This is a genomic window from Bdellovibrio sp. HCB274 (assembly GCF_047306075.1).
GTDB lineage: Bacteria > Bdellovibrionota > Bdellovibrionia > Bdellovibrionales > Bdellovibrionaceae > Bdellovibrio.
Window position 1 is genome coordinate 966,738 of record NZ_CP178623.1, and the last position, 22,967, is coordinate 989,704.

At 45.0% G+C, this 22,967-nt stretch carries 19 protein-coding genes and 1 tRNA gene; 10 read left to right on the top strand and 10 right to left on the bottom strand.

Annotated features, from left to right (window positions below):
* Nucleotides 1–18: 18 nt before the first annotated feature.
* The gene (locus tag ACLWNV_RS04750; protein WP_413586766.1) at nucleotides 19–1,518 is read right to left on the bottom strand and encodes a methyl-accepting chemotaxis protein; all 1,500 of its coding nucleotides are present in this window, start codon (nucleotides 1,516–1,518) and stop codon (nucleotides 19–21) included.
* A 267-nt stretch (nucleotides 1,519–1,785) separates the two neighbouring features.
* Complete coding sequence (locus ACLWNV_RS04755) at nucleotides 1,786–3,216, bottom strand: hypothetical protein (RefSeq protein WP_413586767.1); 1,431 nt, start codon at nucleotides 3,214–3,216, stop codon at nucleotides 1,786–1,788.
* A gap of 141 nt (nucleotides 3,217–3,357) precedes the next feature.
* On the opposite strand from ACLWNV_RS04755, the gene ACLWNV_RS04760 reads away from it, so the two are divergent.
* Complete coding sequence (locus ACLWNV_RS04760) at nucleotides 3,358–4,164, top strand: TIGR02147 family protein (protein ID WP_413586768.1); 807 nt, start codon at nucleotides 3,358–3,360, stop codon at nucleotides 4,162–4,164.
* A 149-nt stretch (nucleotides 4,165–4,313) separates the two neighbouring features.
* Here ACLWNV_RS04760 and ACLWNV_RS04765 read toward each other — a convergent pair whose 3' ends face one another.
* The 4 genes from ACLWNV_RS04765 to spoVG form a co-directional block, all read right to left on the bottom strand.
* On the bottom strand, nucleotides 4,314–7,670 hold the full coding sequence (locus ACLWNV_RS04765) for a DUF2971 domain-containing protein (RefSeq protein ID WP_413586769.1): 3,357 nt from the start codon (nucleotides 7,668–7,670) through the stop codon (nucleotides 4,314–4,316).
* Nucleotides 7,671–7,879: 209 nt separating this feature from the next.
* Entirely contained in the window at nucleotides 7,880–9,007 is a 1,128-nt protein-coding gene (locus ACLWNV_RS04770) for a hypothetical protein (protein ID WP_413586770.1), read from the bottom strand.
* A gap of 169 nt (nucleotides 9,008–9,176) precedes the next feature.
* Nucleotides 9,177–9,252 (bottom strand) — tRNA-Gln (locus ACLWNV_RS04775).
* 262 nt (nucleotides 9,253–9,514) lie between these two features.
* Complete coding sequence (gene spoVG, locus ACLWNV_RS04780; protein WP_340599239.1) at nucleotides 9,515–9,841, bottom strand: septation regulator SpoVG; 327 nt, start codon at nucleotides 9,839–9,841, stop codon at nucleotides 9,515–9,517.
* 357 nt (nucleotides 9,842–10,198) lie between these two features.
* Between spoVG and ACLWNV_RS04785 the strand changes: the two genes are divergently transcribed.
* Nucleotides 10,199–10,582, top strand: coding sequence for a hypothetical protein (locus tag ACLWNV_RS04785; RefSeq protein WP_413586771.1), 384 nt, complete (start codon nucleotides 10,199–10,201; stop codon nucleotides 10,580–10,582).
* Here ACLWNV_RS04785 and ACLWNV_RS04790 read toward each other — a convergent pair.
* Complete coding sequence (locus ACLWNV_RS04790; RefSeq protein ID WP_413586772.1) at nucleotides 10,561–12,057, bottom strand: methyl-accepting chemotaxis protein; 1,497 nt, start codon at nucleotides 12,055–12,057, stop codon at nucleotides 10,561–10,563. The two genes, ACLWNV_RS04785 and ACLWNV_RS04790, sit on opposite strands and share 22 nt — an antisense overlap.
* 156 nt (nucleotides 12,058–12,213) lie before the next feature.
* Here ACLWNV_RS04790 and ACLWNV_RS04795 point away from each other — a divergent pair, with 156 nt between their 5' ends.
* Nucleotides 12,214–12,459 carry a helix-turn-helix domain-containing protein gene (locus ACLWNV_RS04795; RefSeq protein WP_413586773.1) on the top strand — a complete coding sequence of 82 codons (246 nt, stop codon included), beginning with the start codon at nucleotides 12,214–12,216 and terminating at the stop codon, nucleotides 12,457–12,459.
* 89 nt (nucleotides 12,460–12,548) lie between these two features.
* Here the strand turns inward: ACLWNV_RS04795 and ACLWNV_RS04800 are convergent, their stop codons facing one another.
* The 3 genes from ACLWNV_RS04800 to ACLWNV_RS04810 form a co-directional block, all read right to left on the bottom strand.
* Nucleotides 12,549–13,979: a trypsin-like peptidase domain-containing protein gene (locus ACLWNV_RS04800; protein WP_413586774.1), complete on the bottom strand. Its 1,431-nt coding sequence runs from the start codon at nucleotides 13,977–13,979 to the stop codon at nucleotides 12,549–12,551.
* A gap of 76 nt (nucleotides 13,980–14,055) precedes the next feature.
* Nucleotides 14,056–14,304: a DUF1844 domain-containing protein gene (locus ACLWNV_RS04805; RefSeq protein ID WP_413586775.1), complete on the bottom strand. Its 249-nt coding sequence runs from the start codon at nucleotides 14,302–14,304 to the stop codon at nucleotides 14,056–14,058.
* 44 nt (nucleotides 14,305–14,348) lie between these two features.
* Entirely contained in the window at nucleotides 14,349–15,161 is an 813-nt protein-coding gene (locus ACLWNV_RS04810; RefSeq protein ID WP_413586776.1) for a M48 family metalloprotease, read from the bottom strand.
* A gap of 204 nt (nucleotides 15,162–15,365) precedes the next feature.
* Here ACLWNV_RS04810 and ACLWNV_RS04815 point away from each other — a divergent pair, with 204 nt between their 5' ends.
* From ACLWNV_RS04815 to ACLWNV_RS04845, 7 genes are all read left to right on the top strand, one after another.
* Complete coding sequence (locus ACLWNV_RS04815; RefSeq protein ID WP_413587620.1) at nucleotides 15,366–16,340, top strand: AAA family ATPase; 975 nt, start codon at nucleotides 15,366–15,368, stop codon at nucleotides 16,338–16,340.
* A gap of 62 nt (nucleotides 16,341–16,402) precedes the next feature.
* Entirely contained in the window at nucleotides 16,403–17,209 is an 807-nt protein-coding gene (locus ACLWNV_RS04820; RefSeq protein ID WP_413586777.1) for a DUF58 domain-containing protein, read from the top strand.
* The gene (locus ACLWNV_RS04825) at nucleotides 17,209–18,114 is read left to right on the top strand and encodes a hypothetical protein (RefSeq protein WP_413586778.1); all 906 of its coding nucleotides are present in this window, start codon (nucleotides 17,209–17,211) and stop codon (nucleotides 18,112–18,114) included. Before ACLWNV_RS04820 ends, ACLWNV_RS04825 begins: the two co-directional genes overlap by 1 nt.
* The gene (locus tag ACLWNV_RS04830) at nucleotides 18,111–19,121 is read left to right on the top strand and encodes a vWA domain-containing protein (protein ID WP_413586779.1); all 1,011 of its coding nucleotides are present in this window, start codon (nucleotides 18,111–18,113) and stop codon (nucleotides 19,119–19,121) included. The genes ACLWNV_RS04825 and ACLWNV_RS04830 overlap by 4 nt, the downstream gene beginning before the upstream one ends.
* Nucleotides 19,121–20,185, top strand: a complete 1,065-nt coding sequence (locus tag ACLWNV_RS04835; protein ID WP_413586780.1) for a vWA domain-containing protein — start codon at nucleotides 19,121–19,123, stop codon at nucleotides 20,183–20,185. Before ACLWNV_RS04830 ends, ACLWNV_RS04835 begins: the two co-directional genes overlap by 1 nt.
* On the top strand, nucleotides 20,182–20,934 hold the full coding sequence (locus tag ACLWNV_RS04840; RefSeq protein ID WP_413586781.1) for a tetratricopeptide repeat protein: 753 nt from the start codon (nucleotides 20,182–20,184) through the stop codon (nucleotides 20,932–20,934). Before ACLWNV_RS04835 ends, ACLWNV_RS04840 begins: the two co-directional genes overlap by 4 nt.
* A complete protein-coding gene (locus tag ACLWNV_RS04845) occupies nucleotides 20,918–22,915 on the top strand; it encodes a BatD family protein (protein WP_413586782.1) in 1,998 nt (665 codons plus the stop codon). The genes ACLWNV_RS04840 and ACLWNV_RS04845 overlap by 17 nt, the downstream gene beginning before the upstream one ends.
* Nucleotides 22,916–22,967 lie beyond the last annotated feature (52 nt).

Here is a 22,967-nt window from a genome sequence, read left to right on the forward strand (position 1 = left end):
TCGACCGAGCGTGAAAACCTATGCCGCTTGAAGTGCTTTTTGGGGCGGAGTGACCGCCCCCATTTTAGCATTCTGACCTAATACCACGTTGTTAAGTTCAATCGTCAACTCAAGTGATGTGGTTGCGAGGTTATTGATCTCACCACTGGTCGCAGCGATTTCCTCTGCAGACGCTGCATTTGACTGGGATGACTGGTCCAACTGATTCATGGCTTTTGAAATCTGCTGAATACCGGTAGTTTGTTCGGAACTTGCGGCTGCGATCTCATTGTTCAAATCAGAGACTTTTTTAATAGAGCTTACAATATTCGACAGAACTGTTCCGCTTTGGTCAGCAATTTTGCTGCCGCGTTCAATTTGTGAAACAGAGTCTTTGATCAAGGAAGAGATGTCCTTTGCGGACTCGGCACTTTTTTGTGCAAGATTACGAACTGCTTCAGCTACCACGGCAAAACCTTTACCTTGTTCGCCAGCGCGAGCTGCCTCGACCGCCGCATTCAGTGCTAAAAGATTTGTCTGGAAAGCGATATCGTCGATGACCGAGATGATCTCCTCGATCTTTTTGGAAGACTGGGAGATATCGGTCATAGAGGCAATAAGATTCTTGATCTCGTTTTCACCAGTCTCAGCCGCATCACGGGAGCTAGCCGAAAGCGTTGCCGCTTGTTTGGCGTTGTCGGAATTCATTTGCACCATTGAAGACAGTTCTTCAAGGGCAGCCACAGTTTCCTCAAGCGAAGCTGCTGCTTCAGTCGAAGAATGCGAAAGGCTGTTACCGGCTTCATTCAATTGTTCAACGGAAGAAGCGACGTTGCCGCTGGCCGAAGTAAGACGTTGAGCAATGCTGCTAACAGAGTTCGATACCATGGAAGCCAGAAGCATCAAAGCTGCAAAGATAACAACACAGCAGACAGCTGTCGTGGTTACAAGCCACGTGCTAACAGTTTCGCGCACTTCATCTGCCTCTTTGGCTTCTTTGGTGCCACGCTCAACATAACTTAGAGCCGTAGCACGGGTGAATTTGCCTGCGGCTTCTCCAAAAAGAACCATGTCTCCGCGCATTTTGGCTTTGATCACCTCGTGCTTATCGCTGCTGCCGGATTTAACCATCTCGGCGATGTCTTTCATAGTTGCGATCAGTTTTGGAAAGTTATCTTTAACATTCTCAAAAGCGGTTTTCTCTTCAGGAGAGAAGGATGTTGCAGAGTAAGTATTATAGGCGTTTTCGTACTCTTCCACTGCAGAAAGAACACCTTTAGTCGCAGTTTCTTTTGCCTCAGGAGAAATTGCATTTAAATATTCCCACGTCTGGTAGCCGAACTTATTACGTCCTTGGCGCATATCCGAAAGACTAATAAGATTGGGGATCAGTTCACCGTGAGCGCTGTTAACGACCTCATCGACAGCAGAGAATCCGCCCTGAGAAATAAAATAAACAATTCCAAAACCAACAACGGGAATAAATGCTGCGGCAAGAAGGCGGCCTTTAATACCGCGAAACCAAGATGACACTGACATGGGATGCTCCTTTTAAATGCCCACGTAGTATCGGTGCTGTTAAAAAATAAATAAGAGGGCTCCACATCTTTTAAATCTTCAAAGTACTTAGTAAAAGTACGGCGTCACTTTAAAGTGGTTATAAATTTTTAAAATGGAGGGAATGAAAGCCAGCCTGGACTTTTTCAACTGACAACTGTTTATGAATAAAACCCGAATGAAACCTTGCATTCAAGTCCGAGTTTTCCTGCGACCTCTTTTATTAGATTCGCAGGAAACACTATTATGTTAGTGAGTAGTTGGATGAATGGTAAGTGGAGCAGTCAGAATGAATCCGGACTGATCTTGACTGCTTGGATCTTGAGTATAGCCGTAAACTTTCATGGTGGCCTTCATAGGTTTTCCGTTCGCTTCAAAAACGCTACAGCGAATCGCACAGTCCGTAGTGAAATTAGATTTTCCAGCGGGGATAAAAGCCAATTTGTCATTCCACCAATCTGTGTGAAGGGCTGCCAACGAATCCCCTCCAATTTCGCAGATTGCATTTTCACTGGCAATTTTCACAAATGAAATAAAAGTGTCGCGATAAGGATTCGTCGTAATGCGAAGCTGAGGCACCTCAAAGTAAGGACCTGCAATATCGACCTGCGGTCTTTCGCCATCCTTCGCGGATCGATAGGACTGACAAGAAGCTCCATTTGAGTAAATAAAATTTGTGTTGGAACCCATTGGAATTTCCAGTTTGGTTTGCATTACTTCGTTGCTGGGAAAACAGTCAAGCTTATGACGGCCTAGAGAGTTTTCAAAATAGAAACTCGTTATTGCCGTGTTCTCATTAATAATTTGAGTCATAATTCCAAGGTTAAGATCTCTGTCCCCATCAAATTGGTTTGCAAGGGTTAACTTACCCAACTTACATTCGCCAGGAACGTTGCCACAACCTGCGGAATCACTTTTTCTCCATGGCAGCGGCAAATTAGCGGTCGCTGTCATTTTTCCCACGACGGGCTTCCCATCGACCATGAAAAACTGCAACAGAGTCTTTTTACTATGGGCCGTTGGATAATAGGAAAACTGATAAGTCGTTTTATTATTTAAACTTGCCGTACAGGAATAGTTTACGTCAGGCAACCCACTCAGTGGTTTTTCGAATTGATAGTCCGAGAAAAGATGCGCGACAACTTTTCTGGCGTGACGGGAATTCTTCTCTCCATAGTTTCTTTCAAAACGATAAATAGCTTCATGGGAAATTAGAGCGGCTTTTTCAGTACTTGAAAGCTTCTGCCAAATCTCTTCACTGACTACCAACGTACTGTCATCAACGTAATGGGCCAACTGCTCGAGCTGACAATTTTTTGGCAGTACGACCTCTGCGGCGTCATCAACGGGTTTGATTACACTAGTTGCCGGAACCAGCTTCATAATCTTCTTCACGCGATCAAAATAGGGCAGGGCTTCTTTTGCCAGCACAACTCCGCCAATGAGCTTATGTCTAATTTGCGCCAGAATGTCGTCAGTGGTCCCCTGGAATTGAGTCATCTTCAAGGTGTAAAGATTTTTACCTTCAAACAAATCCAAAGTTTCTGCAGAAGTGATGGCACCCTTACGGTCACGGCACACAACACTTTTGCCGCCGCCGCCATCAACTCCGCCACGAACTTTCGCCATTGAAACTGAAGAACTTAATAGCAGTCCTATCGCCAATAATATTTTCGTCATTTAAACCTCCATGTGATTCTTCAATCTGAACAATCACATTCTGGCCAGAGTTGCCTGGGGCATCTACATTTATAAATTTATTTGTTATCTTTAAAATTAACATATACGTTAACTTTCCAAGAAGCCACGGGGGAGTATTGCATGCAGATCTTTGACTTTCATGACTATAAACTATGCGTCAATAGCTGGATTGAACAACAATCTCGCGGGGGACACGGCCAACTCCGCCAAATGGCCCTGCATCTGGATGTGAACTCCGTGGTAATGAGCCAAATCTTTCGCGGCGACCGCGAACTGACACTGGAACAGGCTTTGAGCCTTTCCAAGTACATGGGCCATTCCGATCTGGAGCGTGATTATTTCTTGTTGCTGGTGCAACACGCACGTGCGGGAACTCATGACCTGAAGGATGTTTTAAAGAATCAGCTGGAAGCAATCCGTGAGTCCGCCCTGGCACTAAAGAATCGCGTGAAGCACCAAAAGTTTCGCGATGAAGACAAAGCCACATTTTATTCCCAGTGGTATTACAGCGCGATTCGCTTGGGCGTTTCCATTCCTGGCCTTAACTCTGCAAGCTCCATCGCCCAACACTTAAATCTTGATCGCGCCTTAGTCACCCGTGTGGTGGAGTTTCTCTCAAGCCACGGCTTAATTGTCGAAAGCAAAGGAAAGCTGGATATTGGCCCGCAAGTCACTCATGTTGGGCATGACTCTCCGTTCGTGAACAGACATCACTCCAATTGGCGTCTGAAGGGCCTGCAAGCTTTGGAGAGTGTCAGTGATAAAGATCTTTTCTACACCGGCCCCATGGCCCTATCAGAAGACGCCGCGAAGGAGATTCGCAAGCTTCTGATCGAGGTGGTGGAGAAGTCCACTAAGAAGGCTGCCACTTCGGATTCAGAAGTTCTGCGCTGTTTGAATATTGATTGGTTTGGGGTGGGAAAATAGCAGCCTTAATTCCCTAGGTCGTGGTGATGTAATATGATCATGATGGTTGCCAAGCGATACCATTGATCAAAGGAAGATTCGCAAGACAATTCAAACCTATTCAAATTAAATTTAAACTTGTTGCCGTCACGCTTGAACTTTAGACATATTTATTTGATTGCTTTTAAAATATGCTCAATGCTCGAAGCGGTTGGGTTATACTCAAAAAGAAACCATTCATACTTTTTACAAATGTTTTGTATTTCCCTAGTAAAACCTTTTTTCACCTCTTTGCCCAGCACAATGCCTTTAATCACTTTGGTAGATACGGTAAGGTCTAATGGATCATGAGTCGGATAATGAAGAAGCAGTCTATATTCTTTTTCATAATTCCAATGAGGCGGTTTAAAGAAGAGTGCGTTGATTCTTTTATCATTCACGCTGGTACCATTCCTGAAAAATTTGTCTAGATCAATTGAATGATCGTGTTCCAGCATTTCGGTTGAAGGAATTGCCTGAGTGATGCCATTTTGTTTTTGCGGATACGCATAGATAACACGCTGAAATTTTGTTAGACGTATATTGCTGGTTTTGCACACGTCATCTAGTTCGGATTTTAGCTGCTTTAAATCGAATATGATGCTGATACCGGCATGGCGGTCTCCGTATCGTGACCACATTGGTGGAATGAGGAATGGTGCTTCAGCGAACTTAACTTCGTCTACAGGAGAGTTGTTCCAGCTGACACAAAATACTTTTATTTCAGATTTGATAGCTTTTTTTAATTTCTCAAACTTTTGTTGGGCGAATTGGTTTTGTTCGGAATCTGCAAGCTTAAACTCGCCTTCTTCAATATCATTTACATTTCCTATTGGGTTAAAGCGCAAACTTACTTTTGCACTATCAAATGAATATTTGTGATTTACAACAGAAGGAAGGATGTAGAATAAAGCCGTTTCAGCCTTAGTATAGTGACAAGCGTACTCAGATGAGGAGTCAATGTGAGGTAGAAGTTCTCCGTGTCGCAGAGGTAACTCAAAGCCAGCAGTTATGTGATTTGCCTTTGGCGCCTTTGAAATATACTTTTTTCTTTCTTCTTGTGGTCGAAGGTTAAGTTTTTCTATAGGCATTGGAAGTTTGATATCGTAAGACTCATTGTCAGATTTTGAGATAGAACTCTCAGATATTCTCTCATCTATTTCGAAAATTGATGTTGCCTCCCTAGATCCCACTGCAATCGCTTTTTCTAAATATTGACGTGAAAGCTGATGCTGCTCTTTTTTTGTATAAAGAGTGGAGAGTATTTCAAAAATCTTTTTTGGTTCGTAAAATGCAGAATTGGTGCTGACATGAGTCTCAGCTACTAATGCTGCCGTCAAGGCGTTTTTCGTATCTGATGCCTCCAAATAGGTGCGCGCTTTTATATAGTGGTAGTAGCCATAAGCTGGACTATTGATTGGAAACTTTACTTCATTTAGTTTCTCGATGGCTGATTTTGTTTCTCCGATTAGGTGTAGGAAGAAACCCTGTGCGAATAAACCGTAATTCTTGAATTCAGCATTTTCTGACTTCAATAAGCGGTCGAATCGAGTAATTTCTTTCAATTCAGGTGACGATCTTTTTAAAGCTATTGCGAGTAGTAGCGCTGGGGTCAGCGGGTCATTAGTTTCGTTGGTGAATACCTGTTCAAAACAGTAGACCGCGTCGGTCATGCTTTGCATTTTATAGTGGGAGTATCCTTCTTTAAACTTGATGGTGGCTTTGAAGTCATCATCAGTTTCGAGAGTGGCAGCGTGTTGAAAAGCGGTTAGAGCCTCAGGATAGGATTCATTAAGTAGGTAAATTTCGCCAATTTTGAACTGTGCGAGCGATTTTGTGTCACTGCTAACAGAAAGATCATAAATTTCATGAAGTGTATTGAGAGCGGCGTTCTCCTGGTTCGGCATTTTTCCTTGAAGGAATGCTAAGTTTAGTAACGCTTCTGCCTTGTCTTCGCCTTCTAATGGCAAACTTGTTGCTAGTTTTAGGAACTTTAGGGCGGCAGGTTGATCGTTTTGAAGTTCGGCAGTAAGTGCGGACTCTTTCAGGCATTGGGCAGAGTAGTATGCAACCGGATAAGCTGCCATGGATTTTTCGAAAAGTTCCATTGCAAGTTTATACTGTTTCTTTGTTCGAGCTATCTTCCCTTTTAGTTGGAGGCAAGAAGCTAAATTAATACCCTCATTGGCATACTGTATTGCTTTTTCTAAAGACTGAATCGCATCATCTGTCTGTGAGGTTTGGTGGGATATCCTTGCAAGTTCAAAGAAAGCTCTACATTTTTGGTCTGCGGAGCCCACAAGTGCAATCTTTTCAAACATCTTTTTGGCTTCAATAGTTCTATTTTGGGCTTTATATATATCGGCTTCTTCAAGATCACCGGTTGTTTTAGATAGTAGACTGTGACTGTTTTGTTTGACTCCTTCCACAGCTCGGAGGGCAGAGGGCCATCGTTTTTGATTTTTGTAGAACTTAGCTTGTGCTAAGAAGACAGATCGCTTGACGGATTTACTTAAGTTTTCAATATCTATTTTCGAAAGCCATTTTTCTGCATTCTTAAAATCACCCTGAAGGTCACAAATTTCACTTTTAAGTAGTAGCAATTGAACTTTCGATTCCCTAAAATCTCTGTTTTCAATAGAATCGTCTACTAGTTTCAATGCTTGTCCATATTCCTTTCGGAGTATAAGACAACGTACGTAGTCGCAAATCAGATATCCTTTCTCTGGTCTATTATTGAGTTCAATGGATAATCCCGAAAGAAATGTGGCGTAGGCCTCGTCAAATCTTCTTAATTCGCCAAGTATTTCGATTTTTCTTCGTATAAAATCAATGCGCATTTCGACTGGAATAAATTCTTGGAGAACGTCATCACATACTTGTAGAGACTTTTCAAATTGTCCGGTGTTTGAGTAGACTTCAGCAATTTCTAATCTTGACTGCGTTCTGATCTCCAGCTCTCCTGAGCAAGATCCTTCAAAGCAGGTAACTGCATTTTTATAATTGCATTGAAAGTTGTAGCTATGTCCCTTACCCCATAAACATAGCGGAGTTCGCTTTGAATTTAAAGCAATGGCTTTGTCAAATTCGTCAATTGCATCTTTATAGTTTCCTAGGGTATTGTAGTAGAATCCCAAGCTTTCATGCACTAAATCTAGCCGTGCATCGACATTTCCTATGTAGCCTTTGAGGTAATCAATTCCTTCAGAAATTTCGTCGAGAAAGAAGTGACAAGTGCTAATAAAGTATACTTGTATAGAAAGTAGTTCTGGGAAATCTCTCAGGCGTTTAAACTTTTCCATTGCTTTCTTGTACCCACTTCTATCCCCCTGATTGAAGGACTCCAGACCTTCAAGAACGATAACAGTTTCTTTTGATTTTGAAGTGGATTTAGTCAAAACATTCTGAAGATGCTTCATTACGGCAGCTCTGATGTTTCCGGAATCTATATGGCTATTGATCGTATACTTTAGTTCTAAAGAGTTCATAAAACACACCTTGGTTTGTTTTATATCGGATTTCTTATCTCAAACATTAGTTTTCCGATTTCATTTTCAATCTTGAAGAAGTGATCTTGCCAGTTTTGCTCGAATTGATACGTATCCTGGCTTCGAGGTTTTACATTTTTCTTTCCACTCTGTCCTGTCGAAATGTTAGAGTAGGGGAACGTACTTAAAATAGAAGAATGTATTTGTAGTTACAAGAGTCCATATTTTTTGTCGATTTTTGATAGCAGCTTGAACATGCGCTTTTCAATTGAATTCACTTCCTTGAGAAGCTTTGTAGTTTGTCGTTTCACTTTGTTTGGGTCATCTGTGCATTCTAAGATCACTAAGGCGTGCAGAGAAAAAGACGAGTCGTCTTCAAAATAGAATGTGAAGTGAACTGCCCCATCCGCTCGATCTTGGTTGTATTCGTACATGTCATCTAGGCCTGCATCAGAGAATTTATTATTTGAAAGTTGGTCGAAAAGCCACTCACGGTCGATTTCAAGGTTGGTTTCAAAAAACCAACCTATATTTAGTGTCATATGATTGTCAGGATAAATGGGTGCGCGCACCGACTTTCCGTTAATGGTATATAAATCTTCGAACTCACTTTTATCTGGGAGGTCAAATTTTCGTTCGGGATAGCAATCTCTTAAATTTCTAAATAGTCCAACCAAGCAGTTTTTCAGTTCGATTTCACCCAGTATTTTTTGCTCGTAATTTGTTAACTTTAAATGTCTTGAGAGGCGATCGTTGAGGTAGTTTGAAATATTTTTGATGTCTTCGTGGCTAAGTTGATGATGAATTTCCTTGTTGTATGCTGTGTGATTTTTACCTGTCTTTTTTTTGAAGTATTCACAGGGACCTGCCGAATTACTAAATACGACGAGGTGATCAGCTAAATCTGCATCTCCTTTAAAGCTTCCAAGCTTATCTGTACTCCAACCCAATACTTTGGTTTCATCCGTTTTGTGTTTGATTTGAAAAGAATGATACTCTCCCGTATGGGTTTCTGCCACAGCATCGGTGCCAAAATCCTTATTCGTGATATTTAACTTGGATTGAACATTATGAGGGAATCGCCCGAAGTATACATTCTTATATTGTCCTTTGAAAAAAGGATGGGTCATTATAATTGCCCTGGCAATTTCTTCGTACGATCTTCCTCTGTGGGAGTTATCTTTCATCTTGGAGAGCACTTGTTGTACTTCGTTCCAAGTCTTAAAAGAAGCAAAGGAATTCACGAGAGCTACAAATGATTTATTTTTGTAAATGTAAGTATAGTATTGAAGTCTACCGACTATCAGATTCGACTCTTTCAAACTAAGCTTTTTCAATAGTTCCTCTTCCTTGTGTGATCTTATCGGCATAAATCGACAGAAGTTTGTGTACTAAGTTGAGAATGAAGCTATTTTTAGAATTGGAGTGGTCAGTTTAATTCTTCTCGCAGACCGTGCGAGTGCCTTGCGAAAATTTCTTAAATTCAATTTTATGATTATTGAAAAATGGATGGGGTAGCAGGACTCGAACCTGCGAATGACAGAATCAAAATCTGTTGTCTTACCAACTTGACGATACCCCAACAAGCTGAACGGTTGAATCGCTAAAGTACGGATTTTGCCTGAAGATTGCAATATGTGACGCGGTGCGAATGTGGGTTGATTAAAAGAAATCCGCCGTCGCCTGGGCTATGGCGGACAAGTAAAAAGCCCGCTAGTGCAGGGATTGCTGCAAGAGCGGGCAAAACTGTCCTTGGGGTTTAGAAGCCGCCTCCGGTTTTAGGGCCTCCACAAATGACCCTATAACTTGGCGTGAGCAGGGAACTTCAATCCTCGTGGTAGCTACTAATACTCGTCGCTGCCGTAATCGCTGCCTGGCGCCTTCTGGCGTTTCAGGTTCACGAGGGTTTCTCCCATGGACTTTAATTCGTTTTCGTAAGCTTCAAAAACCATGTCCTCGATCATTTGCCGCGTTTCCTGATTTAAGGGATGCGCGATATCGCGGAATTGGCCGTCTTTTCTTTTTTTGGAGGGCATCGCGACGAACAAGCCGCTGGTGCCTTGGATGACCTTCAGATCGCGGACCACGAAACAGCCATCAAGTGTGATGGAGACGTAGGCCTTCAATCGATCCTCATTGACCGGGAAAACTTTCACTTCGGTGACTTTCATAGAGTCCCTTTCTAGGTGCTGATCTTGTTGCTACCAATGGAGCCATACTATGGTCCTATCTCTATTTCGGACGTCGCTGAAAAATTCTAAAGACCTAGGTCGAGGAAAGTTCTAAAATTTCGGGTCTTTGATAGATTTTGTCTCAGCTTGAAACGCTTTCCCACTTACAAAAAGGGGATTGTTTAGCATCTTCGTCTTGGGCTCTAGCTGACTGGATTCTCGGGGTGGGGACAATGGGGGAGTCCGTTTGGGCAACCGGCAAAGAATTCAGATTATTTGCGGTAACGTGACAGGCGGGGTGGTTTCGTGGGAAGACCCGGGGACCCTAAAAAATACAACTCTCCCAAAAGGTGAATTATGAAATCCCTTGTCGCTTCTTTGTTGATCGTTTTTGCAGCTTCTCAAGCCCTGGCTTCCGGTGAATACGTGAGCTGTATGCAGACTCGCACAAATGATTCTTTCCTGCCAAACCTAGTAACTTTGTATCCGTCACAAGACGGCTCTTTGCGTGTGAAATTTCAGATCGACGGGGACGAACGCCAGGTGGTTGGCACACCATCAGCTGCAGACGACACAGTTATCGAGTTCCGTAACGTGCGCCTGCTTGAAGACGGCGTTATCAAGGGCGGTCCAATCGGTATTAAATTCTACCTTCAGAAATCAGCCCTTGTGAAATCCGGTCAGCTCCTGTGGAAGTACTTTGACGGGGCCGAAGCGACTTACGCCTGCTCTGCCAACTGATTTAGTTGTGCTTTGGATTCATGGGAGTGAGATTCCTTTCTCCCATGAACCAGCACCTGAAGTTCATTGATAATTCCTTTTAGCACCTGGGCCTGATCTGACATCTTTTCAGACGATGCGGCCACTTCTTCTGAGGAAGCTGCGTTCCCCTGAGTCGCCTGATCCAATTGATTCATCGTATTTGAAATCTGACTGATGCCGATGGCCTGCTCGGAACTTCCGGCAGAGATCTCGCTGTTTAAATCCGCCACTTTTTTAATCGAACTCAAAATTTCTTTTAAGACCACACCGCTATTGTTGGCGATGACGGCACCGTGTTCGCTTTTTTGCACGTTTTCTTTAATCAGGCCATTGATGCCCTTAGCGGACTCCGCACTTTTTTGCGCCAGACTTCTGACGGCGTCAGCAACGACGGCAAAACCTTTGCCTTGCTCTCCGGCGCGCGCGGCCTCGACCGAGGCATTCAGTGCAAGCAAGTTCGTTTGAAAGGCGATATCGTCAATCACTTTTGTGATCTCTTCGATTTGCTTGGAACCCATGGCGATGTCGTTCATCGCGGCGATCAGGCGCTCAATTTCCAGCGCCCCTTTTTCGGCTGATTCGCGTGAATTCTTGGATAAAGTATTCGCTTCCTGCGCGTGCGAGGTATTTAGTTTCACCATGCTGGAAAGTTCCTCAATCGAAGCGACGGTTTCCTCTAAGGAGGCCGCGGCTTCCGTGGCACTTTCTGATAGCTGTGAGCTTGCCGCAGCCAAGTGCGATCCGCCCTGGGCAGTTTCAGAAGCAGCGCTGTTGATACTCTTGCTGATGCGGTTCAAAGAGCCGGACAGGGAAGTTGAAAATAGAAAACCAAATATACTGCCAAGCATGGTCCCGCCGGTTACCACCAACAGAATGACCAGATTTGCGTGATCGCGAATTCCTTGGGCCGATTTCACTTTGTTGTCGCCAGCCTGGCGATGAAAATGTGAGAGAGCTTCGACGGCTTCGGTATAGAGTTGTGCTTTTTTCGGGCAGTCGTAAAAAAAGATATCCAACATTTTGGCTTTATCTTCGGCAGTGCCTGTTTTTTGGTAGTGCAAAACCTCTACTCCGGTGGCTTTAAATTCTGCCCAGGCATCGTGAACTTTATCATAGAGTTCTTTCTGTCCTGGAATGAAACCCAACTCTTGATAAAGTTCGTTTACTTTTTCATAGGCAGCAATGCTTTCAAGCACTCCATCAACACTTTGTACTGCTTGATCGTGTGGCAGATTGGGCAAACCTAATGTTCTTAACTGTATTCGAATCTTCCTATAGTTTAGATACATCTTATCCAGATGATCCATCTTCGGCAGAGTGCGAGTCGCGATCCAACCGTATTCGTCGCTCACGGATTTCAGTGAAAGATAACTTGTTATTCCGATGACAATACTCACTCCGCAGAGTATCACCGTCAGCAAAAGTAATTTTGTTTTCAAACTTAGAGCGCGCATACAAGAACCCCTCTGGACGAAGATCCGAAAATCTACTTCATTTGCAACACTGATTTTGGCCACATGAATATCGGTGAATGTGAATAGTACTTAAGGATATATCCGAACGGATTTAAACTTACTGATCGGGCTGGATAAAAGTAGATATAAATAGTAATGGGCAGAATCATAAAAGGAATTAACGATAAAGAATTGAATCGTCTGGTAAAGAATTTGGCCAGGAACGTTCAGCGGGAAAGAGCAAAACAGGGATTGACGATGCAGTCACTCGCGACCTTGGCCCAGATGGCAACCTCCACAGTATTTGAAATTGAAAACGGCAAGGTCGAGGATTTTCGTATGAGTACCATCACGGCCCTTGCCCAAAGGCTGGGTGTCGATCCATTAGAGCTGCTAAAATAAGCAGAATTTTTTTAAAGTTGTCCGCAAAAAAAAGCCCTTGGAATCCCAAGGGCTTTTTGTTTTTGGTTCAGACGCGAGCGAGCCGTGCTTTACGGCGTTTCGATATTTAGAATCATAATGCGATTATTGCGGGCCACGCGCAGGGTGTTTGTTCCCTTTTTTAGGCCTTTAATAACGTCTTTGGAATTCGCGACAGCTTGTTTGTTCACGTCCAGGATCACATCACCCACTGCGATGCCAGCTTTGCTTGCGGCAGAGTTACGGGCAGTTTCAATCACGATGGGCTGTTTCATGCCTTCAGCCAAACCCCAATCCTTGCGGATTTGTTCGGTGGGATCAATGATGGTAAAGCCCAAATTGAATGGCGCTCTTTGGCCTTCATATTTTTTTGGTTCAACCGTTTTTTTGGCACCATCTTCCGGGCGCTCTGCCACCATCACTGCAACTGTCATGGGTTTTCTGTCGCGGATAATTTTAAACGAAGCAGTTTTGCCGATCGGGGCATCGCTGACTGCATCAACCAGGCTGAGTGAACTGTCGATGGATTTGTCATTTACTGAAGTCACGATGTCGTACACACGAAGACCTGCGCGAGCACCAGGGCCGCGTGGATCAAGCTGCGTGATCACAGCACCAGTTTGCTCACCCATTCCCAAGTACTCTGCAGCCTCAGGATCAAGATCACCCAGCAAGGCGCCAATGTAACCACGAGCAATGCGGCCTGTGGATTCAAGCTGCGGGATCAAAGCTTTTACTTCATCGATTGGAATCGCAAAACCGATCCCTTGCGCGCGGGCGTCGATTGCGGAGTTCACACCGACAACCATGCCCTTGGTATTTACCAAAGGACCGCCAGAGTTACCCGGATTGATGGAGGCATCTGTTTGGATAAGCGGAATTTTATTGATCTCGGCAATGCCGCGACCTTTCGAGGAAACGATCCCCTTAGACATCGAGTGACCGTGACCAAAGGGATTACCGAAAGCTGCAACCCATTCACCAACTTCAAGTTCTTTGGAAGAACCCAAAACCGCGACGGTCAGTTTTGATTTAGGTTTAATTTTAATCAACGCGATATCGGTGCGCTCGTCACGACCGATAACAGTTGCTTCGTAAAGGTCTTTGGAGTCTTCGCTTAGTTGCACTTTGATTTGATCAGCTCCGGCGATCACGTGATTGTTCGTTACGATCAAGCCGTCCTCACGAATGATGAACCCAGTGCCCAGGCCCATCATTTGCGGGCGTTGTTGTTGCTGCTGGGGTTGTTGCATGCGCAGGCCGTACATTTGCTCAAGCATATCCAGCATCGGATCACGGCCGCGAGGCATGTTCTTAGGGATTGCTGATGTTGAAATATTCACGACAGCCGGGTTGATGGCTTTACTAAGCTCGACAAAAAGATTTGCCGGCAAGGATGCACTCAAATTTAATTTTGGTGGATCTTTGGGAAGGCTGTTCGTTTGCGCTTGAACCGGAGCCGCCATGGAGGCCGCTAACAGAAGGAATAAGAAATTCTTCATAAACACACATCTCCTTACAAATACAAGACTATCAAAAACAACGAAAAACTCCAGCCGCAGCTGGAGTTAAAAATATTTAAACGGATACAAATTTTAATTGCAGGTCGCTGATTAGGTTATCTAAGAACTGCGCCTCATCAGCCGTGAGATTTCCTTTGGTTTTTTGCTGTAGCACCACCAAAAGATCGATATTAAAACGAGCCATGTTTTTATCCTTCGCGGTTTGCCCCGTTGCAGGATCCGGTGCCAAGCCCATAGCCATAACGGCAGAGGAGGCCAGCGACATGACGAGTACAGATAATGAAGCTTCCATTTTTTCTTGCATAAAAAACCCTCTTTGAAAGTGAGTTCACTTTTCAATCTGTCAAGTTAGATTGGGTAATATCCCATCAGCTTTTGTAAGCGCGATTCAATGGGTGGATGGGATTTCAAAAATAAATTCTTTTGTCTAAAACCCTCTGGATTCACTATAAACAAGTGACTGGTGCAGGCAGGAATTTCCAAGGGTTGAGTTTGAGCCAGACCTTCCAGGCGCCACAGGACTTCACCCAGAGGATGGCGGTTATTTAATAATTCAGAGGCCATCAGATCGTTTTCAAAGAATGATTTTTCACCTACTACAACTTTGATAATCAACCAGCCTATCGGGGATAGCAGCGGCATAAAGAAGTGCAGGCGATAAGGTAAAAAGGAATCCAGAAACTGACCCAAACCCACAACTGAATTTGCTAACGTGGAGCTAACACTGAATGCAAAAGTATCCAGGCGACGGATGTGACAAAGCTGATGCGCGACAACAGCTTCAAGTTCCTGGGCATCTAACTTTTGCAAAAGACCCAAAGTAAATCCCAAAGAACCGTTCTTCCAGGAATGGCCCACGCAAAACGCGTTGGCAGAATTGTGCGGAGTCATAAAAACGGCGGGCGCTGGCATACCCAATTGGCGGGACATACGCTCGACCATGTCAAGCACACCCCAGGCGTCTTGGCCCTTCAGTCGTTGCGCGCGCAGTTTAGAAAGAACGCGGTTTTCACCATAAAAGAAAACGATGAAGTTTAACAAAAGTGCAAGCAGGAATCCCACGATTAAACCAATGCGGTCACCAAATTGGTAGCCCAAAACCAGCAGCGCTAATGAAGTGGAAAGTATGAAAATCCAAACCTTGGTATTCGTGTTTGCCATGCTAATTTTGTCCCATCGCTAAGAGTGAATTTCAACTCCTTACTAAAGGCTAGGACTGTGACATAACAATTGCAAGTTTTTGCTCTGCCGACGCTGTGAGAAATTTAGGTCTGGAGCCGGGCAGATAAGCTTGCCGCAGCGGAGCTAAGAGAGTGAAATAGAAGGGATATTTCCCAAGGAGGACGGGTGAGCGAAGTTGATATCATGGCATTAAACGCCGCGATCAAACAAGAGAGTCAATTCATCGACAAGATGATGACTGAGATCAACAAAGTTGTAGTCGGACAAAAAGAAATGGTCGAAGGCATCATGATGGGGCTCTTAACGGGCGGCCACATTTTGCTTGAAGGTGTTCCAGGTCTTGCAAAGACGCTGACTATTTCCACGGTTTGTAAATCCATCTCTCTGGATTTTCAGCGCATTCAGTTCACTCCCGATCTGTTGCCGACCGATTTGATCGGTACCATGATCTTTAATCCTAAATCAGGCGAGTTCGCTCCACGCAAAGGACCGGTTTTCACAAACATCGTCCTGGCCGATGAGATCAATCGTGCGCCAGCGAAAGTGCAATCTGCGTTGCTGGAAGCGATGGCGGAAAAACAAGTCACCATCGGTGAAGAGTCCTATAAACTTGCAAATCCATTCCTGGTTCTGGCGACACAAAATCCGCTGGAGCAAGAAGGCACGTATCCACTTCCTGAAGCGCAAATGGACCGCTTCATGTTTAAGATTAACGTGGTTTATCCACAAAAAGGCGAGGAGCTTGAAATCTTAAACCGCATGGGTACGAATGAAAAACCGACGGTGAATCCGGTGATCTCTCGTGAGGACCTGCTGCGTGCTTCCGAGCGTGCGGATCAAATTTACGTTGATAATAAAATCAAGAACTACATCGTTGAAATCGTCATGGCTTCCAGAAATCCAGGCGAATACGGTTTGTCACGCATTGCGAACTTGATCAACGTGGGTGGTTCACCGCGTGCGACGATCTGTTTGTTCCGTGCAGCGAAAGCTCACGCATTCATCCGCGGTCGCGGTTATGTGACTGCTGAAGACGTGAAAGCGATTGCGTACCACGTGATGAGACATCGTCTGATCCTGACTTACGAAGCGGAAGCTGAAAATATCAAATCCGATGACGTGATCAAAGAAATCCTAAGCCAGGTCGAGGTTCCATAGTGGGATTGCCTCCAGAAGTCTTAAAGAAGGTCAAACTCCTAGAGTTGAACACAAGGAAACTTGTGAACAATCTCTTTGCGGGTGAATACCATACTGCCTTTAAGGGGCAGGGTATGACCTTTGCGGATTTTCGGGAGTACGTACCGGGCGATGATATACGTTCCATTTCCTGGCCGCTGACGGCGCGCACAGGAAAAACATTTATCAAAACTTTCGAGGAAGAGCGTGAGTTGACCCTGATCATCGCGGTCGATGTCAGTGGTTCCAGTGATTTCGGAACGGGTCCTTATTTTAAGGGCGAAGTAATGACTCATATGGCGGCGTTGCTGGCTTTTTCTGCGGTAAAAAATAATGACCAGGTCGGATTGCTGCTATTCAGTGATCAGGTGGAGCATTTCGTTCCACCGAAAAAAGGCCGTGGTCACGTGCAGCGTTTGCTGCGTGATCTGTATTACTTTAAACCAAAAAGTCATAACACCAAACTTTCCAATGGCTTTAGCTTCCTGCAAGGGGCCTTGAAAAAGCGCGCGACGATTTTCCTGTTTAGCGACTTTATGGACGAGGGATTTGATCAAAGCTTGCGTTTGTTGGGACGAAAGCACGATGTCGTTGCCTGCGTGGTGAACGATGCGGCTGAATACTCGCTGCCAAGTATGGGAGTGATTGAGGTTCAGGATGCAGAGACGGGTGAGGTTTTAACGGTTGATACTTCGTCCGCAAGTTTCAGAAAAGAATACGAACAGGCAGTTCAGGTGCGCAAAGAGGCCCGCGACAAATTGCTTCGTAAATCCCAGGTGGATAGGGTGGATGTAAAATCCAGCAACGATTTCATTGATCCCCTGGTGGCGTTTTTTAAGAAGAGAAAATAATGGCAGCAATCCAGTGTAAAGTTGAAATTCCAAATATTGGTGGACTGAAAGACGGCGAATTGACCGTCGGTCGGGAATTTTTCCTGGTCTGTGACGGAGAGTTCCCGCGGGATTTGCAGCAAGATAAGCTGCAACTGGTTGTAGCGCCCGAGTTAAAATATTCAATCAAACTGCAAAACTTTGAATTTCGTTCACCTACTCAAGCTGATTTGAAAGTTGTTTCTTACACAGCAGGCGTTCCGGTTAAAATTGATAACCTTCAATTAACTGACGGTACGCAAACCGTTGATTTAGGGTTGGTGCAGTTTCAATTGGTCAGCGTCATGCCGCCTCCACCAAAGCCAGCCAATCCGGGAGAGCAAGCGCCTAAGCAAGAACCCTTCGGTCCAATTGGGCCTTTGAATATTCCCGTACCTCCGGCTTATTGGATTGGGCTTGCCTTGGTGTTGGGAGTGATTGCACTGTTCGCTGCGACTAAGATTTTCCGCTCGATTCAGCGTCGTAAGATTATTGAACGCTTAAAAGAACATGATTCGGCATTGTCGCCAATTGCAGAGTTTCATCAAAGTCTTCGCCGCATGCAAAGAACGAATACGGTATTCTTTGGCGGTACTCCGAAACCGGAAGACGTCCCTTTGGCGCTGGATGATACCCGCCACATGCTAAAGCTTTACATCACCCGTCGCTATAAGATTCCGGCGCTCGAATGGAGCCCTCGTTTAATTCTAAAAGATCTTAAAAAATACCATCCGAAAGTTTACCAGGACACCGGTAACGAACTTGAAAAGATGGTTAAAGAATTCCAGCACGCGATTGAAGACAAAGCCAAGCTTAGTAAGTCTGACGTTTTAAATCTGTCCAAGCGTGCACGCTTGTTGGTGGAAGATATGGAGCGTTTATCATGACGATCCATTCACCGCTGGCTTATTGGTTGGTTCTTCCACTGGTTGCAGTCGTAATCTGGGTGCTGTGGCATAAGCACACGAAAACTCCCACTTTACAGTTTGGAACCATTCAGGTTTTAAAAACTGTCACGCCCAGTATCCGCACTCGCTTGTTGAATGTACCCTTGCTTTTAAAAGTTTTGGGGATTGTCTTTGCGATTTTCGCTTTGTCTCGTCCGCAGGAAATGAATACCAAGATCAAGAAAAACGTTGAAGGTATCGATATCGTAATCGCCCTGGATATTTCAGATTCAATGTTAATCGAGGACATGAAGCCGCTAAATCGTCTGGAAGCGGCTAAAGAAACGATCAAGCAATTTATCAGCGGCCGTAGTTCCGACCGTATTGGTTTGGTGATCTTTGCCGGAGAGTCCTTTACTTTGGTGCCGCCAACTTTGGATTATCAGCTGATTCTTTCCCGCGTTGATGAAATTACCACAGCTGCCAGTGCTCGTATCAAAGACGGTACAGCGTTGGGTGTGGCATTGGCGAATGCAGCCGGCAGATTAAAAGATTCACAGGCAAAAAGTCGTGTCGTTATCTTTATGACAGACGGGGAGAATAACTCGGGCACCATCGATCCTGAAACGGGTTTAGAGATCGCCAAAGGTTACGGGATTAAGATTTACTCCATCGGTATCGGTAAAGATGGTCCAACGCGCATTCCGATTTATTCCCGCGATATCTTTGGTCAAAAAGTTAAAACTTACCAGCCATTTGATTCCACTGTGAATGAAGACCTTTTGGGCCGTATGGCAAGTCAAACCGGTGGTAAGTACTATCGCGCTTCCAAAGAAGACTCCCTGAAAGGTGTCTTTAAGGACATTGACTCTTTAGAAAAAACTAAAATCGATATTAACAAGTTCACAAATTATACGGAGAAGTATCCGCCTTATCTGGTGCTGGGAATTATTCTGTACCTTGCAGGCTTACTGTTGGGTCGCACGTGGTTAAGGAGGGTGCCATAATGTTCAGATTTGAAAACATGGCCGCTTTTAACTATCTGTGGATCATTCCAGCGATTATTATCATCGGTTATTTCTTTGATCGCCGCTCGAATAAAGCGATGCAAAACGCCATTGGCACCAGACTGTATCCGTTTCTTTCCAGCTCCGTTTCGCAACAAAAACGCCGGATTAAAACGGTTCTGCAGGTTTTAGCGGTGTTTTTCTTTGTACTGGCACTCGCAAGACCTCAATTCGGGCAAAGTACACAGGAAGTTAAAAGCGAAGGTGTGGAAATCATATTCGCCGTCGACGTATCTGAAAGTATGATGGCCGAGGACGTAAAGCCCAGTCGCTTAGCGCAAGCTAAATTAGAACTAAGCCGCTTGGTTGATCAAATGCCGGGAAATAAAATCGGTGTCATGGCTTTTGCCGGATCTGCCGCGTTGTTATCTCCTCTTACGAATGATCCAGGCGCGGTTAAGATGTATATCGATGCTTTGGATACGAACTCCGTTTCAACTCAAGGTACGAATTTCCAGGATGTTCTAAGTAACGCCAAGGAAGCCTTCGAGCGTGGTGGCGTTTCAACGGATGACACGGTTAAGGTCACTCGCGTGATCTTAATTGCCTCGGACGGTGAAGACCACGAGCCGGGTGCTTTGGAAGCTGCCAAGAAATTAGCTGAAGACGGTACACGCATTTTCACCATTGCTTACGGAACTGAAAAAGGCGGCGCGATTCCAGTGCGTGATGGGATGGGCTTCTTAAAAGGCTATAAAAAAGACCGTCAAGGCCAAACGGTTATCACGACTGTCAAAGGTGATGCATTAAGAGCCATGGCGGAAGCCGGTAAAGGTAGCTTTTATACTTCCACAGTGGGTGGCGATCAGGTGAAACACTTGGTTGAAGATATCAATAACCTGGAAAAAACCCAGTTCGATACCACCATGGCAACTCAATACGAGGAGCGCTTTCAGGTGTTGTTACTGATGGGGATAATCTTGGCGATGTTGGAGCTATTCATCGGTGAAAGACGCAAAGGCTTCCGTTTCTGGAAAGGCCGCTTCGAGGTGCCAGCAGAATGAAAAAACTGATTTTGCTCTCGATATTGTTGGGTCTGACGGGCTGTGGTGACCAACCGCACTTAAAAGCTATTGCCGTGAACCGCGAGGGGAACGAGCTTTTAAAAAAACAGAACTTCCAGGCCGCAAATGAAAAGTATATTGAAGCTTTAAGATACAATCCCTTCTTAGCCCGTCTGCATAGCAATCTGGGTCTTACTTTTGAAGGCCTGCAGCAGGCAGAAAAAGCCCAGCAGTCTTATGCGGAAGCGGGACGCCTGGCTGACCGGACAAAGGATTCTGAATTGCAATTCGTCGCGCGCTTTAATGAGGCGCAACTTTTAGGTAAAGCCAAAAAGGTGGATGAAGCGATTGCGATGTATCAAAAGGCCTTGGAAATTGTTCCTGCAAGCCAGGAGACAAAAATCAATATTGAACTTCTGATCCAGCAGCAACAAGGTGGCGGTGGTGGTCAGGGCGAAAACAAAGACCAAAAGCAGGATCAAAAAGGCGACCAGCAACAGCAGGGTCAGCAAGGTGATCAAAACAAAGAGCAAGATCAAAAAGACCAGGACGGAAAAGACGGCCAGGAACAAAAGGACAAAAAGTACCAGGATTCTCCAAAGTACAAACCTCGTCCCTTTGCCGGCAAAGAACTTTCCGAAAGTGATGTAAAGAAAATCCTGGGAGAGATTAAGCAGCAGGAAGGCAAAATCCGGTCTGACTATAATCGCAAAGAATCTAAGGAGCAGCCTCGTGACAAAGATTGGTAGTCTTATCATCTTTTTGAACTTAATCCTGAGCGCAGCAGTGGCAATTGCGGCAGGCACGACTGTGAATGCAGTAGTGGATCGCAATGAAATGCGCATGGGTGATACGTTCACAGTAACCGTATCAGCGGTGACCGCTGATGACTTGGATATCCAGGAGCCCCGCGTGCCTGAGCTGGATGGTTTTGAACTTTTAAATACCAGCTCTTCAACTGCTGTGGCGCAAAAACTTGTTCCCGGTCCCGGCGGTATGCAGTTTGAAACTCAGCGCCGCAAGGATTTTAGTTTTATCCTGACTCCCAAACGTCAGGGCACATTAAGTGTTTCTTCTTTTGAAGTCGTGGTGGGCGGCAAAGTATTCAGAACTCAACCGATTGTTATTAAGGTCGTAAACACAGGCGCAACCATTCAGGGCGGAAGCCAGCGTCAAATGCCACGCAGACCGCAGATGCCGGGGTTTGATGATCCGTTTGAATCAATGGACCGGGCTGAAGAGGAAATGTTTAATCAGCTCTTGCAGCAACGTCAGCGTTTAATGCAACAAATGCAGCAGCAACACGGCGGCGGCATGCCAGATGACCAGTTCGGTGGTCAGGGCTCTTCCAGCACGATCGACAATCCCGCATTCCGCAGTCTGCCAACAAATCCTAACGAAGCTTTCTTCATTGGCGTTGAAGTCGATAAGACGGAAGTGTACGAAGGCGAGCAGGTGACTGTGAACTGGTACATTTACACTCGCGGTCAAATGGAAACTTTGGATCGTTTGAAGTTCCCGGATCTAAGAGGCTTCTGGAAAGAAATTATTGAGGAAGTTCCAAGTATTCAGTTTTACGAAGTGAACGTCGGGGGAGTGCCCTGGAAGAAAGCTTTGCTTGCTTCCCATGCACTGTTTCCGATCAAAGCGGGAACTTCCACGATTGATCCTTATAAAATCAAATCCCGCGTGAGATTGCTCAGTCAGTTCGGCATGATGCAAAAGCCTTACGAATATACCAAGAGCTCGGCCAACGTTCCTATCAAAGTAAAACCTTTGCCGGTGGAAGGTCGTCCTCAGGATTTTTCCGGCGCAGTCGGGCAGTTTGATGTGCATGCAACAGTCGAGGGTCAAAGCTTTCCAGTGAATCAGCCACTAAGTTTAAAAGTGCGCTTTGAAGGTGCAGGGAATGCCAAGCTGATCGATTTACCGGCAATGAATTTGCCTGCAGGACTTGAGCAGTACGATACCAAGTCTGATTCCAAGTTCTTTAAAAATGGTCGCGCTTACAAAGAGTTTGAAGTTCTTCTGATTCCGCGCCAGGAAGGCGATATGGTCTTCCCAGGCTTAAGTGTCAGCATGTTTGATCCGGGAACTGGTAAGTACTATTCCAAAAAAACCGAACCGATCACTTTGAAAATCGTAAATAATCCAAACGCTCCGGTGGGTGGATCACAGCGCATGGCGGGTGGGGGAACTCAGCCTGCAGCAACTCCGCAAGTGGTGAATAAGCTTCCTGATGTGATCATGGCATGGCAGCCCTCGGTGCAGGGCAGCCTTCTTGCGCGTCCTTGGTTGTGGCTGGTGATTTATGCAGGGGTCCTTGCAACATTGTTGGTCAAAGCCCAAAGAGAATTCGGTTGGGGCCGCCGTCGCAGAACTTTGAAAGAACAAGTCAACAAACGCTATAAAGTTGTGGATCAAGCATTGGGTAAAGATGACTACCGTAAAGTCGGTGCCGAGATGACCAACATCTTTTATATGGTCATGGGTCAGGTAGCCGGGGAGGCAGGAGCTGCGCAAAAGATCGAAGATCTGATGACGCAAATTCCACCAAGTCTGCGCCGCGATCACGGCGACGAAATCACGAAGACCTTCGAAATATTCCAAACGATGTCTTTTGCCCCTGACGAGATGCTGGGAAGCTTAAAAGAAAAATCCACGATGAAACAAAACATCGAGCGCGCAAAAAAAGTAATCAGCGAATTGATCTCAGCAAAAGAAGAATAAAAAAAAGCCGGAGCGATCCGGCTTTTTTGTTTTTAATTGTTTCAAATTATTT